This window comes from Citricoccus parietis (assembly GCF_042433045.1).
Taxonomy (GTDB): domain Bacteria; phylum Actinomycetota; class Actinomycetes; order Actinomycetales; family Micrococcaceae; genus Citricoccus; species Citricoccus parietis.
Genome location: NZ_JBHLWH010000032.1, coordinates 109079 through 123997, shown reverse-complemented (window position 1 = coordinate 123997; position 14919 = coordinate 109079). Strand labels below are relative to the sequence as shown.

Sequence of the window (14919 nt, the reverse complement as noted above, 5' to 3'; positions counted from 1 at the left end):
GTCCTAGCGCCGCACGGCGCTGAGATGGCACTCGGGATACTCGTGGTCCTCGTCAGGGCAGACGATGACCCGCCACGTCTCGGCGAAGCCGGCCGCGTCCAGGGCCTGGGCCAACGATGACGGGTTCCATCGCCAGGCCCGGGCCACCGCGTGCGGGAACTCCTCCACATCCTGCCGGGACTCCAACAGACCCTGGAACACCAGGAGCACCTGGCAACCGGGCTCCGTGTGCGCCGCCCAGGACTGCAGGACCGCCGGGACCTGTCCGGGCGGGACGTGGATCAGGCTGAACCGGGCCAGGATCCCACTGACGGGACCGGCGGCGCGCACCACCGGGTCGGCGGCGGGAAAGTGCGCGTCGCCGGCGATCCAGGTGCGCTGCGGATAGCGCTTGCGCGCGATCTCCAGCATCCGGGCCGAGGGGTCCACGCCGAGCGTGTTGAAGCCGCGGAAGGCCAATTCCACGGTGACGTGGCCGGTGCCGCACCCCAGGTCCAGGATGGTCCCGCCTCGGGGCAGCGCGTCGGCGAAGGCGTCCACGGAGTGCCGGTCCAGTGGCCGCTGCCAGGGGCCCGGGAAGGTCCGGTCATACAGTTCCGCCAGGGCGTCATAGCCGGGCTGGCCGGGCCAGGGCACGGACCTCACCTCAGGTGTCGATACGGTCGAGGTCGAGTTCGCTGGCACCGGAGATGATGAAGTCCTTGCGCGGTGCCACATTGGAGCCCATCAACAGGTCGAAGACGTGCTCTGCCCGCTGCAGGGCCTCCTCCGCCTCGGGGATGGTCACCCGGCGGAGCATCCGCACGCGCGGGTCCATGGTGGTGTCCGCCAGCTGGTCCGCGTCCATCTCCCCCAGGCCCTTGTACCGCTGGATCGGTTCCTTGTAGTTCTTGCCGCCCTTCTGCAGACGGGCCAGCAGGCCGTGCAGCTCGTTCTCCGAGTAGGTGTAGACCACCTCGTTGGCCTTGCTGCCGGAGTGGACGACCTCCACCCGGTGCAGGGGCGGCACGGCGGCGAACACGCGCCCCTGTTCGACCATGGGGCGCATATAGCGGAAGAACAGGGTGAGCAGCAGGGTGCGGATATGAGCGCCGTCCACGTCCGCATCCGTCATCAGGATGACCTTGCCGTACCGCGCAGAGGACAGGTCGAAACTGCGGCCGGCACCACCGCCGACCACCTGGATCAGGGCGGCACACTCGGCGTTCGAGAGCATGTCCCCCACGGAGGCCTTCTGCACGTTGAGGATCTTGCCGCGGATCGGGAACAGGGCTTGGAAGTCCGAGGAGCGGGCCAGCTTGGCCGTGCCGAGGGCGGAGTCACCCTCCACGATGAACAGCTCCGAGGACCCCACGTCCGTGGTCCGGCAATCGGCCAGCTTGGCCGGCATCGTGGAGGTCTCCAGGGCATTCTTGCGCCGCTGGTTCTCCTTGTGCGTCCGGGCGGAGATGCGGGACTTCATCTCCGAGACGACCTTCTCCAGCAGCACCGAGACCTGGTTCTTCTCGTGCTTCTTGGTCGACTTCAGAATGGCGCCGAGCTGCTGCTCGACCACCTTGGCCACGATCTGGCGCACGGCCGGGGTGCCGAGGACCGCCTTGGTCTGCCCCTCGAACTGCGGCTCGGCCAGGCGGACCGTCAGCACCGCCGTCATTCCGGCCAGTACGTCGTCCTTCTCCAGCTTGTCGTTGCCGGCCTTGAGCTTGCGGGCATTGGCCTCCACGACCTTGCGGACGGTCTTCAGCATCGCCTGCTCGAAGCCCGACTGGTGGGTGCCGCCCTTGGGAGTGGAGATGATGTTGACGAACGAGCGCAGGTGGGTGTCGTAGCCGACGTCCCAGCGCAGGGCGATGTCCACCTCGCACTGACGCTCCACATCCTGCATGGCCGATCGGCCGTCCTCACCCAGGACGGGAACGCGTTCGGAGAACGTGCCGGAGCCCTGCAGCCGCCACACATCGGTGATCGGGCTGACGGAGGAGAGGTGGTCCACGAACTCGGAGATACCGCCGTCGTAGTGGAAGACCTCCTCATGGGGGCCCATCTCGCCGGGGGTGTCCGGCAGCCGGCGCTCGTCCCGCAGCGTGATCTTGAGTCCGGGGATGAGGTAGGCGGTCTGCCGGGCCCGCTGCTGCAGGTCCTCGTAGGAGAACTTCGCGTCAGGGGTGAAGATCTGCTCGTCCGCCCAGTACCGCACCCGGGTGCCGGTCTGCCCGCGCTTGGCCTTGCCCACGATCTCCATCGGCGAGTGGTCGGCGGAGGGGGTGAAGGGAGCGTCAGGCCGGGCGGTGGACCCCGTGTCCGTGAACTGACCGGGTTCGCCACGGTGGAAAGACAGCTGATGGATCTTGCCCCCGCGGAACACCTGGACGTCCAGTCGGGAGGAGAGGGCGTTGACCACCGAGGCGCCCACGCCGTGCAGCCCACCCGAGGCCCCATAGGAGCCACCGCCGAACTTGCCACCGGCGTGCAGTTTGGTGAAGACCACCTCGACGCCGGACAGGCCGGTCCTCGGCTCGATGTCCACCGGGATGCCGCGACCGTTGTCCTCCACCTCCACCGCGCCACCGGCGTGCAGGGTGACGGCGATGGACTGGCCGTGGCCGCCCAGCGCCTCATCCACGGAGTTGTCGATGATCTCCCAGAGGCAGTGCATCAGGCCGCGGGAGTCCGTGGAGCCGATGTACATGCCAGGCCTCTTACGGACGGCCTCGAGGCCTTCCAGCACGGAGAGGTGCCGGGCGTTGTACTCACTGCTGCCGGACATGTGTTTCCCTGACTTCCCTGATGACTGCTGCTGCGTCCCCTCGCCGGTTCACGAGGTGGTTGATGATCGTCCTTCAGGTTATCGGCACGTGGCGCCGTTCGGCGGGAACCGGGCGGGGACCGCGCCACATCAGCTGACCTCGGGCCGCGGCGGGTCACGTCAGGCGTCACGGATACCGGTCACGTCGGGCGCCGGGGGCAGAGCCCGGCGGAGCACCGTCAGGTACGCAATCAGCGAAAATGGGCTCTCCACGCTCGCGCCTGCGGGCAAAAGTGCGAGGATGATGGTTCCGTAGGTGTACGCAGTACCCTTCAAGTACCGATCCCCCCGGTCCGTGCGGACCGGTCCCAGGGGAACAGGGGCACCACATGAGGAGGCCAACATGACCACCACCGCCACGACGATTGAACCGCCGGTCCTGACCGGTGCCGACCGTTGCGACCGTTGCGGGGCCCAGGCCTACGTCCGAGCTGTCCTGCACAGCGGCGGCGAACTGCTGTTCTGCGGCCACCACGCCCGCGCAGTGGAGGAGACCCTCCGTCCGCAGACCACCCTGTGGCAGGACGAGACGAACAAGCTGCACGAGAAGCAGCCCGTCGACGCCGACTGAGGCGTCCGCCCCACGGATCGCCATCCGTCAGACTCCGGCTCATACCCGGCACTGAGGCACCCGATCCACGACGTCCAGGATCAACGGCGTCCACGATCGACAAAGGCCCGGCACCTGAAGGTGCCGGGCCTTTGTGCTGCGGTGGGTGTCCCGCCGGCCGGCGCTCCTCACCCTCGGGTTCGGGGCGGCCGGCCCGGGACGGTCGGGCTCAGTCCAGGTAGTCGCGCAGCACCTGGGAGCGCGAGGGGTGGCGCAGCTTCGACATGGTCTTGGACTCTATCTGGCGGATTCGCTCGCGGGTGACCCCGTAGACCTTGCCGATCTCGTCCAGCGTCTTCGGCTGGCCGTCCGTCAGGCCGTAGCGCATGGCCACCACACCCGCTTCGCGCTCCGCGAGCGTGTCCAGGACCGAGTGCAGCTGCTCCTGCAGGAGCGTGAAGCTCACGGCATCGGCGGGCACCACGGCCTCGGAGTCCTCGATCAGGTCGCCGAACTCCGAGTCGCCGTCCTCACCCAGGGGGGTGTGCAGGGAGATGGGCTCGCGGCCGTACTTCTGGACCTCGACGACCTTCTCCGGGGTCATGTCCAGTTCCTTGGCCAGCTCTTCCGGGGTGGGCTCCCGGCCCAGGTCCTGGAGCATCTGACGCTGCACGCGGGCGAGCTTGTTGATGACCTCGACCATGTGCACCGGGATGCGGATGGTGCGTGCCTGGTCCGCCATGGCGCGGGTGATGGCCTGGCGGATCCACCACGTGGCGTACGTGGAGAACTTGAAGCCCTTGGTGTAGTCGAACTTCTCCACGGCGCGGATCAGGCCGAGGTTGCCCTCCTGGATGAGGTCCAGGAACAGCATGCCGCGTCCGGTGTAGCGCTTCGCCAGGGAGACGACTAGGCGCAGGTTGGCCTCGAGCAGGTGGTTCTTCGCACGGCGGCCGTCGGCGATGACCAGTTCCATGTCCCGCCGCAGCCGGGCCTCCGTGGGGGGCTCGTCCTTCATCTTGTGCTCGGCGTACAGGCCGGCCTCGATGCGCAGGGCCAGATCGACTTCCTGTTCCGCGTTGAGCAGGGCCACCTTGCCGATCTGCTTGAGGTAGTCCTTGACCGGGTCGGCCGTGGCACCGGCGGACACGACCTGCTGGACCGGGGCGTCGTCCTCCGCGTCGGAGACGACGAATCCACCGCGGGTCCTCGTCTCCTCGGCCTCGGCCGAGGCTGCCGGGGCGTCCGTGGCCTCATCGGTCTCAGCCTCGGAGTCGGAGGCGTCCACGGCCTCCTCGGAGGGCTTCGCGGCCGCAGTCTTGGTCCGTCCGGACTTCGCGGCGGCCTTGGTCGCCGTGGTCTTCGTGGCACTCGACTTCGGGGCGGACGTCCGAGCGGTGGCCTTGGCCGCCCCCTGGTCCTCCGCAACGGCGTCCTCGACGGCCGTGCTGCCCTGCGTCTCGATCTTCTTGGAAGAAGTAGTCACTCAATACCTTTCGTACGGGCATCCCGAAGGGCCCCTAACGGTCAACACCACTATGACCCTGTCAAATCCGCTGGAACTGCACCCGGAGGCCACGGGATGACGATCCCGTTCTTCCGGACCCGCGGACGCAGGGTCTTCATGTGGTCAACGACCCCCCTGGCACTTTTGTTCCCGTCTCACCGATTTTCCCGCACCCCGACGTGTGGTCGGAGATTCGGCGGGCGGAGGGATGTCAACGAGAGCCGGGGTCGGCCCCGCCGATTATGCCACGGCAATCACCGGACCGGCGCATCAGGGCCTCCCGCGCGCCGCCACTGATCAACCGGTCGGCCGCGGAGACGGGGTGTCACCTCGTCCTGCGGGCCGTGGCCGACCACGCGGTCTCGCGCCGGGCGGCCCAGCCGGACAGCATCCCCCGGTCCACGATCTCGCCCAGCAGCTGCCCCAGGGGGTAGTCCGGGTCCTCGTGCCGGCATTCGAGCAGGATCCTGCCGGCGGCAGAACCACGGCCCCTCGCCCATTCGACCCAGGCCGCCAGGCACCGCAGGGCCGACGCCACCGGTCCGGCGGCCTCCGGCAGCAGCACTGTGCAGGCGTTCTTGAGGTGGGCGATGCGCTCCCAGTCTGGCGCGCGGCGGCTGGCGGCGAGGATGACGGAGGAATAGAGCACTCCGTTGACCTCGCGGGGTTCGGCCTCGAAGGCCAACGACGCCTCCACGGGCAGGGTGCCGATCCAGGCGGCGCCGGACAGGGCGCGTTCCAGGGTGAAGCTCGCGGCGGCGAGGAGGCAGTCCCGCCACTCGACCAGGAGCAGCCCGGCCATGAGGACGGCCCTCTCGGTCGGCTGCACCGGGAGCCCCTCGCCCGCCAGGACCCGCTCCCAGGCCTTGAGCCAGTACACCAGTTCTTCGAGGTCCTCGGCCTCATCATCGGCGCTGACCCCGAGGCCGATCTCCCGGATGTTCCGCAGCGCCCAGGCGAGCTCCACGGAGAAGTCCTCCGAGGCGGGCGGCAGCCCACTGCCCACCGGTTCCTCCTCCACCACGGACCCCTCCACGATCAGGGAGGTGTTGACGACGCTGGTCTCGGCCCAGGAGGCCGGTGAACCATGGCCGGAGCACGATCCCGGTGCGGGACAGTCCACGTGCCAGTGGCGTCCCCTGGCCACCAACCAGAGCTCCATCAGGGGCAGGCCGACCTCACTGAGTTTGCGTTCCAGCGCGGCTGCCAGCAGGCGATCCGACTCGCTGGTCGGTTCCTCCTCGACCTGCCGGTCGTCATCATCCCGGTCGTCATCATCACGGAAGAGCACGGCCACGCAGCCGTCCGCCCGCTGGTCCCGGGCCAGGTGTCCGGCGAACTGGCGGGCATAGGCGGAGTGGTCCGCCCAGGACCTCACCGTGCCGGGGTCCCAGTCGCAACGCAGGACGGCACCCAGGTTCCGTCCGGTCATGCTGATGGCCGCCAGGCTGTTGCGTGGCGGAAAGCCCATGGTGTGCTGGATATAGCTGATCAGATCGGCCACTCCGGCGGCCTTGACCGGGGCGGGGATCGAGGCCGGCAAGCCGGGACGGACACGGTCGTCGGGGAGGTCTGTGTGCATGGCCTCCACGCTTCCGCCTCGCTGCCGGACACGGAACCGCCCACACCCCCGGCTGTGGGGCTGTGGGCGGTCTCGGCCGGGTGTGGAGTAGCGGACTAGTCCTGGGCGCGGCTGTCCGGCCCCTCCACCGGGCCGCCTTCAGGGTCCTCTGGGGCTGCAGGTTCCTCGGGGTCCTCGGGGTCCGCCCCAGCGTCCCCGTCCTCGGGCCGCACGCCCCCGCCGGCGTCCAGGGCATGGCGCGGCTGGCTCTGCAGGTATTCCTCGACGGCCGCGCCCAGCTCCTCGGCATCGGGGACCTGCTCGTCCGGACCCACCAGCAGGGAGCGGCCGGCCCCCGGCGAGTTCTGGTCGAAGTTCTTCTCCAGGCCCTCCACCATGGCGGTGACCTCACGGGAGGAGCCGGTCTGGCGGTCGAGCTCCCGGTCCACCTCGCGGCCCCGTTCGCGCAACTCCTCGGTGGGGAGCATGAGGCCCAGGGCGGCCCCGACGTACTCCAGCGCGGCGACGGCGGCCTGGGGGTAGGCGGCATCGTTGAGGTAGTGCGGGACGTGGAGGGTGTACCCGGTGGTTCCGCGGTTGTTCTCGTCCAGCCGCAACTCGAGCAGCTGGCCGACGCCGGACACCATGCGTGCCTGGGGGCTCCAGGTGGACAGGCCCGCCACCAACTCGTCGCGGTTCCCATGGGCCGTCACGCCGAGGGGCCGGGTGTGCGGCACGGGCATGGGCACGGCATCGATCAAGGCGACGAGCTTGACGTCCAGCTTCTCCACCAGGAACAGCACCGAGGAGACGAAACGCTCCCACTGGTAGTCCGGCTCGGGGCCGGACAGCAGCAGGAAGGGCCGGCCCAGGGAGTCGGAGACCAGGTGCAGCTGCAACCGGGGGGACTGGTAGTCGCGGAAGCGCTCGCCGTCGAACGTGATCTGCGGCCGGCGTGAGCGGTAGTCGATCAGCTGGTCCGCGTCATAGCTGGCCAGCAGCTTGTGGTCCAACGAGTCGAAGACGGTGTCCCGCACCTGTTCGGAGAGGTGACCGGCATCCATGTGCCCGCCGAAGACGGCCAGCATGCCCAGGCCGCGCAGCGCGGTGGCACCGTCGAAGCCACCGGCCAACAGGTCGCGGCCGGCCGGCTCGAGCGAAAACAGCGTGGTGGGATCCTGCATGGTGCGTCCTTCCGGTGCCTCGGGTCAGGGGGCGGTGCATCGAGGCCGGGCCAGCGGCTCCGGCCCTATTGGTGGTACCAACGTACTGTGGCCTGCTCGTATTCCGTGGCTAGGATCGTGGCAGACCCGGATCAACCACCCACGCCCATTGCCACCGAGGGGAACCACCCACGTGATCAACGATTTCAGCCCTGTCCTGACCGCCATCGGACCCAAGCTGTCCCAGAACAGCAAGAATGCCGCCTCGGCCCTGGTCGTCGGCGTCTGCTCCACCGATGACGGGCCGGTACTGTTGCCGAACCCGCTTCCCGACGCCGGCGCACGCGCCCTGGCGGATTCGCTCGAGGCACTCGGCGTCACGGGCGCCGCCGACGAGGTCGTGCGGATCCCGGGGCTGGACCCCCTGCCGTTCCCCCTGCTGGTGCTGACCGGCGTCGGCCGGATCACCGGCGAGCCAGGTGCGGGGGTGTCCACCGAGGCCGTGCGCCGAGCCTCCGGGGCAGCCGTCCGTCGGCTCTCGGGCACCCCGTCCGTTGCCCTGGGCCTGCCGGCCGAGACCCCCGAGTTGCTGGGTGCGGTCGCCGAGGGAGCCGCCCTCGCCGCCTACTCGTTCACCGCCTTCCGCTCGGCCGAGGCCCAGGCGAAGGGGAAGAACCCGGTGGAGCGCGCCGCCGTCGTGACCTCCCTGAAGCCCAAGGTGACCGGGCCGGTGCTGCAGCACGCCGCCGTCGTGGCCCGCGCGGTCCGCGCGACCCGGGACCTGGTCAACACGCCCCCGTCCCACCTGTTCCCGGCGTCCTTCGCCGAGGAGGTGACCGAGGCCGTGCGGACGCTGCCGATCAAGGTCACGGTGTGGGATGAGAAGAAGCTGGAGAAGGACGGATTCGGCGGCATCCTCAACGTCGGCAAGGGCTCCACGCGGCCCCCGCGGCTGGTCAAGCTCGAGTACACGCCGGCAGCGGCCGGCCGGAACGCCCCGCACATCGCCTTTGTCGGCAAGGGCATCACCTTCGATTCCGGCGGCCTGTCCCTGAAGCCGCCGACGTCCATGACCACGATGAAGTCGGACATGGCCGGTGCGGCGACCGTGGCGTCCGTGGTCGCCGCAGCGGCCGAACTCGAACTGCCCGTCAAGGTCACCGGTTGGCTGTGCATGGCCGAGAACATGCCCTCGGCCACCGCCCAGCGCCCCTCCGATGTCATCACGATGTACGGCGGCAAGACCGTCGAGGTCATGAACACCGACGCCGAGGGCCGCCTGGTGATGGCCGACGGGTTGGTGGCCGCGACCGATGAGACGCCGGACGCCGTGATCGACATCGCGACCCTCACCGGCGCGCAGATGATCGCCCTCGGCAACCGGACCACCGGGGTGATGGGCACGGAGGACCTGCGCACCGAACTGGTGGCCGCGGCCGATGCCAGCGGTGAGGCCGCCTGGGCCATGCCGATTCCGGAGGACCAGCGGGCCTCGCTGGACTCCACGGTGGCGGACCTGTCCAACGTGGGCGACCGTTTCGGCGGGATGATGACGGCTGCCGCCTTCCTGCGGGAGTTCGTCGACGCCGGCCGCGCCCCCGGGGCGGCCAAGGCCGAGCCCACTCCCTGGGCCCACCTGGACATCGCCGGCCCGTCCTTCAACGACTCCGGCGCCTACGGCTACACACCCAAGGACGCCACCGGCGTCATGGTCCGGACCCTGGTGGCCTACCTCGAACGACGTGCCGGGCTGCCGCGCGGGAAGTAGAAGGCAGTGGTCCCGTGCGGCTAAGGTAAAACCCAGGCATCACAGCGACGATCCCGACGGGATCATCACCCAACCCCGAAGGGTGCCGGAGACCCTGGCACCTGATTGTGAGGAGCACCATCGTGGCCGAAGAGGCAACCGCCCAGGAATTCGACGTACTCATCCTCGGCGGTGGCTCCGCCGGCTATGCCGCCGCGCTGCGGTCCGTCCAATACGGGATGACCGTGGGACTGATCGAGAAGGCCAAGCTGGGTGGCACGTGCCTGCACTGGGGCTGCATCCCCACGAAGGCCTACCTGCATGCCGCCGAGCTGGCCGACGACGCCCGCAACTCCGCCAAGTACGGCGTCCACACGACCCTCGAGTCCGTGGACATGGCCGGGGTGAAGTCCTACAAGGACGGGATCGTCGCCGGCAAGTACAAGGGCCTCACCGGGCTGCTGAAGATGCGCAAGGTCCAGGTCATCGAGGGTGAGGGCAAGCTCGTCTCCCAGAACCAGATCGAGGTCGGCGGGACCCGCTACACCGGGAAGAACATCATCCTGGCGTCCGGCTCCGAGGCCAAGACCTTCGGCCTGCCGATCGGCGGCAAGATCATGACCTCCACCGAGGCCCTTGAGCTCGACTACACCCCGAAGTCCGCCATCATCCTCGGAGGCGGCGTCATCGGGTCCGAGTTCGCCTCCGCATGGAACTCGTTCGGTGTGGAAGTCACCATCATCGAGGGCCTGGACCACCTCGTCCCGAACGAGGATCCGGAGATCATCAAGATCCTGGAGCGCGAGTTCAAGAAGAAGGGCATCAAGTCCAACCTGGGCACCTTCTTCGAGAAGGTCGAGGAGACCGGCGACGGCGTCAAGGTCACCCTGGCCGACGGCAAGGAGTTCACCGCCGAGGTCTGCCTCGTCGCCGTGGGCCGCGGCCCGGTCACCCAGGGCCTGGGCTACGAGGAGCAGGGCATCCCCCTGGACCGGGGCTTCGTCATCACCAATGAGCGCCTGCACACCGGGGTGGGCAACATCTACGCCATCGGTGACATCGTCCCCGGCGTCCAGTTGGCACACCGCGGCTACCAGCAGGGCCATTTCGTGGCCGAGGAGATCGCCGGCAACAACCCGATCATCGTCGAGGACGTGAACATCCCCAAGGTGACCTTCACCGAACCGGAGATCATGTCCGTGGGCTACTCCGAGTCCAAGGCCAAGGAGAAGTTCGGGGAGTCCAACGTGGAGACCACCACCTACAACCTGGCCGGCAACGGCAAGTCGTCCATCCTCGGCACCGGGGGCATCATCAAGATGGTCCGCCAGAAGAACGGGCCGATCGTCGGCGTCCACGGCATCGGCAAGCGCATCAGCGAGCAGATCGGTGAATCCCAGCTGATCGTCAACTGGGAGGCCTACCCGGAGGACGTGGCCGCCTTCGTCCACGCGCACCCGACCCAGAACGAATCCCTCGGCGAAGCCGCGATGGCCCTGAACGGCCACCCGCTGCACGGCTGACCGCACCCCAGAACAGCAACCGGCCGGCCCCGCCAGGGGTCGGCCACCAACCATCGTCACGCCGGCGGGCAGCCGGCACGCACTTGAGGAGAAACGGGACGACATGTCTGAAACCGTGAACCTGCCGGCCCTTGGTGAATCCGTCACCGAAGGCACCGTCACCCGCTGGCTGAAGGAGGTCGGCGACGAGGTCGCCGTCGACGAGCCCTTGGTGGAGGTCTCCACCGACAAGGTGGACACCGAGATCCCGTCCCCCGTAGCCGGCATTCTCGAGGAGATCCTGGTCCAGGAGGACGAGACCGTGGAGGTCGACGCCCCGCTGGCACGCATCGGCTCCGGCTCCGGCGGCGGCTCGTCCGACGACGCCCCGGCCGCCGCTGAGGCCGACGCGGAGGAACCCGCAGAGTCCGGCGCGGAGGAATCCTCCGAGGAACCCGCCGAGGCCCCGGCCAACGACGAGGCCGGCGACAGCAGCACCGATGGACAGGAGCTCTCCTCCGAGCAGGTCGCCGCCGAGGACGCTGAGGAACAGGGCTCCGGCGAATCGACCGAGGTCACCCTGCCAGCTCTCGGCGAATCCGTCACCGAGGGCACCGTCACCCGCTGGCTGAAGGAGATCGGCGACGACGTCGCGGTCGACGAGCCCCTGCTGGAGGTGTCCACCGACAAGGTGGACACCGAGATCCCCTCCCCCGTGGCCGGCAAGCTGCAGGAGATCAAGGTCCAGGAGGACGAGACCGTCGAGGTCGGTGCCGTCCTGGCCCTCGTCGGTTCCGGTTCCGGCGGCGGTTCGGCCGCCGAGGACAAGCCGGCGGAACCCGCAGAGGAGAAGACCGAGAAGTCGGAAGCGAAGGTCGAGACGAAGTCCGAGGACACGTCTGAGGAGAAGTCCGAGGACACGGGTTCGGACAAGGGTGCGGACAAGGCAGAGCAGTCCGAGTCCGCTCCGAACTCGGAGCAGAAGCAGGAGAAGCCGGCACCGTCCGCTCCCGCCTCCACACCGGCCCCCTCCGCCCAGGCAACGGCCCCGGGTGAGGGCTATGTCACGCCGCTCGTGCGCCGACTGGCCCAGCAGAACGATGTGGACCTGTCCACCGTGGTGGGCACCGGCGTCGGTGGCCGCATCCGCAAGCAGGATGTCCTGGTGGCCGCAGAGGCAGCCAAGGCCAAGCAGGCCGGCTCCGCACCGGCCCCGGCCGCGCAGGCAGCCCCGTCCGCAGCAGCCTCGGCTCCGGCCCCCGCTGCCGCGAGCACCGTGGATCCGGCCAAGCGCGGCACCTCTGAAAAGGCCCCGCGCATCCGCCAGACCATCGCCAAGCGCATGCGTGAGTCCCTGGACGTCTCGGCCCAGCTGACGCAGGTCCACGAGATCGACATGACCCGCATCGTCGCCCTGCGCGGCAAGGCCAAGGTCGGTTTCCAGCAGAAGAACGGCGTGAAGCTCACCTATTTGCCCTTCATCACCCAGGCCACGGCCGAGGCGCTGAAGCAGCACCCCAAGCTGAATGCCGAATTCAACGTGGAGACCTCGGAGATCACCTACCACGACTCCGAGGACATCGCGATCGCCGTGGACACGGACAAGGGTCTGTTCGTCCCCGTGATCAAGGACACCGGCTCGCTGAACCTGTCCGGGATCGCCGGCAAGATCGCCGATCTGGCCGATCGGACCCGGAACAACAAGATCTCCCCGGACGAGCTCAGCGGCGGGACCTTCTCCATCACCAACTTCGGTTCGGTGGGGGCCCTGTTCGACACCCCGATCATCAACCAGCCCAACGTGGCGATCCTGGGCGTGGGCACCATCGTCAAGCGGCCCATGGTCATCACCGATCCGGAGGGCAATGACACCATCTCCATCCGGCACATGATGTACCTGAGCCTGACGTACGACCACCGCCTCGTGGACGGTGCCGATGCCGGACGTTTCCTGCAGACCGTCAAGGCCCGCCTCGAGGCGGGCGAGTTCGCCCACGAGCTGGGGCTGTAGCCCGTGGAGGTCGTGACCGCCCTGTTCGTCGCCATCCACATCATCTCCGCCGCCGCGATCGTCGGCGGGTGGTTGGCCCACTTCAAGAACCCGACCGTCACCAAGTCGCAGTGGTGGGGCTCCTGGGGCATGATCGTCTCCGGTCTGTTGCTGACCGTCCTGGCCGAGATGGGCGACGGACCGGTGAACCACGCCAAGATCGGCGTCAAGCTGGTCGTCGGCCTGGGGGTCTTCATCACGGCTCTGCTGGGCCGGCGCAAGGAGAACAAGGGCGAGCCGGTCCCGACCGGGCTGGCCCACGCCACGGGCGGCCTCGGGTTGATCAACATCCTGATCGCCGTGTTGTGGCAGGACTACTCCTGACCCACGCCACGCACCGCTGACGGCGGCCGACCGGTTCTCCGGTCGGCCGCCGTCTCTGTCCCCGGATGACCTGCCCCTCCGGTCCAGGCGTCCGGCAGGTCAGGGAAGGATCTCTCTCACCCTCCAGCCCGCCGTGGTCCGCTGCAGGTGGACGGTGAATCGTTCCACGGTGGGCGTGGGGGATTCTGCCACGGTGTCCCCGCTGGCCGTCACCGTGCGATAGGGACTGATGGTCAGTTCGACCGGGACAGTGGCCGTCGAGGCATCGGCCTGTTCGATCGCGCCGGTGACGGCGGTCTCCAGGCGCAAGCCCTCGAAACGCAGGCCCTGCGCCTCCAACTGCTCCTGCAGGCGGACATCCTCGGCGAAGGCGGGCGAGTCCGGCAGGCTGTACACCGCCACGTGCCGGCGGTCCAGGGACTTGAGCGCCGCGGTGCGAGCCTCCCCCAGGGAGTCCGCCGCATCGGCGACCTGGTCCATGCCGAGTCCAGTCGTCGCGGCCGGCTCCGGGGAACTGGAGGCGGCATCCTCGCCGGCCTCCGGAGCCGTGGCGGTCTGGGCGCCGGAAGGCACGGGAGCCTTCGCCGCCGCCCGGGCCGACGGATCCTGCACCGGGTCCGGCTCGGGGACAGCCAGGTACAGGCCGGCCGTCACTGCCACGACGAGGGTGGTGGCCACTCCCCCACCCAGCATCCAGCCACGCCGGACCGACCATCCGCGCTGTCCACGTCTTCTGCGCTGTCCGCGCTGTCCGCGCTGTCCGCGCCGTCTACGAACCCTGCGTCCGGCGTCGTCTCCCTCGGTCTCCCGACGGCGGGTGGGTAGCTCCATCGCCACGTCCGGGCCGGCCGAGGGATACAGGTCCACGGGGACCGGGGTGGCCCATCGGTAGCAGGCCATCACGAACCGCTCAGCGGTGGGACGACGAGCGGGGTCCTCCTCCAGGCCGGCCTCCAGGAGTTCGACCACGTCCAGGGGGATGTCCGGCACGATCAGGGGCAGTGGAGCCCGGGATGAGGTGGCGGCCGGCGCACGTCCGGTGAGCGCAAACCACCCCACGGCGGCCAGCGAGTACACGTCTGCTGCGGGGTTCAGACCGGGGCCGTCTCCGCCCGGAGGCCCGGGGACGCCATCCTGGTGGAGTTCCGGGGCGGAGAACCCCGGCGTCCCCAAGCGGCGGCCGGGACCACCCAGGAGCCGCGAGGAGCCCAGGTCGGAGACGGCCGGACGGCCCATGACCGTGAAGAGAATGTTGCCCGGTGACACGTCACCGTGGACCACACCGTGCTCATGGAGGGCCTGCAGTGCCTGGGCGACCGGCACCAGCACGGTGACGACCTGGCCCAGGGGCAGCGGCCCGGCCGCCCGGACCAGGGCGCCCAGCGAGCCGCCGGGATGATACTCACTGAGCAGGCCCGGACCGCGGTCGGTGGACACCACCCCCAGAGGGCGCACCACGTGATCATGGTCCAGCTCTCCGACAGCCTTCACCTCGATGTCCAGCAGTTCGGCAGCCGCCTCGACCCGGTGGTCCGGGATCTTCAACGCCGCTTCAGACCCCTCCTCGTCGGCCACCAGCCAGACGGTGGAGCTGCCTCCACGCCCCAGTTCACGCCGGATCTCCCAACCGGGCACCTGAGGCCACGGTGTCGACGATTCCATCGGGTCTCCTTCCGGTCAGCACACGTCATCCTGCGTCATCCATCCTG

11 protein-coding genes are annotated in these 14919 nt (G+C 69.0%); 5 read left to right on the top strand and 6 right to left on the bottom strand.

Features of this window, described 5'->3' with window-relative positions:
• Window positions 1-3 precede the first annotated feature (3 nt).
• A complete protein-coding gene (locus tag ACFFIO_RS12160) occupies window positions 4-636 on the bottom strand; it encodes a class I SAM-dependent DNA methyltransferase (RefSeq protein WP_378042111.1) in 633 nt (210 codons plus the stop codon).
• 10 nt (window positions 637-646) lie between these two features.
• Window positions 647-2767, bottom strand: a complete 2121-nt coding sequence (locus tag ACFFIO_RS12155; RefSeq protein ID WP_378042109.1) for a DNA gyrase/topoisomerase IV subunit B — start codon at window positions 2765-2767, stop codon at window positions 647-649.
• Between the two features lie 382 nt (window positions 2768-3149).
• On the opposite strand from ACFFIO_RS12155, the gene ACFFIO_RS12150 reads away from it, so the two are divergent.
• Window positions 3150-3377, top strand: coding sequence for a DUF7455 domain-containing protein (locus ACFFIO_RS12150; RefSeq protein WP_159551305.1), 228 nt, complete (start codon window positions 3150-3152; stop codon window positions 3375-3377).
• 208 nt (window positions 3378-3585) lie between these two features.
• Here the strand turns inward: ACFFIO_RS12150 and ACFFIO_RS12145 are convergent, their stop codons facing one another.
• From ACFFIO_RS12145 to ACFFIO_RS12135, 3 genes are all read right to left on the bottom strand, one after another.
• Complete coding sequence (locus ACFFIO_RS12145) at window positions 3586-4842, bottom strand: RNA polymerase sigma factor (RefSeq protein ID WP_378042107.1); 1257 nt, start codon at window positions 4840-4842, stop codon at window positions 3586-3588.
• A gap of 346 nt (window positions 4843-5188) precedes the next feature.
• A complete protein-coding gene (locus ACFFIO_RS12140) occupies window positions 5189-6445 on the bottom strand; it encodes a DUF4192 family protein (protein ID WP_378042105.1) in 1257 nt (418 codons plus the stop codon).
• A gap of 95 nt (window positions 6446-6540) precedes the next feature.
• On the bottom strand, window positions 6541-7608 hold the full coding sequence (locus ACFFIO_RS12135; protein WP_378042103.1) for a PAC2 family protein: 1068 nt from the start codon (window positions 7606-7608) through the stop codon (window positions 6541-6543).
• 172 nt (window positions 7609-7780) lie between these two features.
• Here ACFFIO_RS12135 and ACFFIO_RS12130 point away from each other — a divergent pair, with 172 nt between their 5' ends.
• From ACFFIO_RS12130 to ACFFIO_RS12115, 4 genes are all read left to right on the top strand, one after another.
• Complete coding sequence (locus tag ACFFIO_RS12130; protein WP_378042101.1) at window positions 7781-9355, top strand: leucyl aminopeptidase; 1575 nt, start codon at window positions 7781-7783, stop codon at window positions 9353-9355.
• A gap of 122 nt (window positions 9356-9477) precedes the next feature.
• The gene (gene lpdA, locus ACFFIO_RS12125; RefSeq protein WP_378042100.1) at window positions 9478-10857 is read left to right on the top strand and encodes a dihydrolipoyl dehydrogenase; all 1380 of its coding nucleotides are present in this window, start codon (window positions 9478-9480) and stop codon (window positions 10855-10857) included.
• 103 nt (window positions 10858-10960) lie between these two features.
• On the top strand, window positions 10961-12847 hold the full coding sequence (sucB, locus tag ACFFIO_RS12120) for a 2-oxoglutarate dehydrogenase, E2 component, dihydrolipoamide succinyltransferase (RefSeq protein ID WP_378042098.1): 1887 nt from the start codon (window positions 10961-10963) through the stop codon (window positions 12845-12847).
• A gap of 3 nt (window positions 12848-12850) precedes the next feature.
• A complete protein-coding gene (locus tag ACFFIO_RS12115) occupies window positions 12851-13210 on the top strand; it encodes a hypothetical protein (protein WP_378042096.1) in 360 nt (119 codons plus the stop codon).
• A 99-nt stretch (window positions 13211-13309) separates the two neighbouring features.
• On the opposite strand, the gene ACFFIO_RS12110 is transcribed toward ACFFIO_RS12115, so the two are convergent.
• Window positions 13310-14872: a serine/threonine-protein kinase gene (locus ACFFIO_RS12110; protein WP_378042095.1), complete on the bottom strand. Its 1563-nt coding sequence runs from the start codon at window positions 14870-14872 to the stop codon at window positions 13310-13312.
• Window positions 14873-14919: the final 47 nt, after the last annotated feature.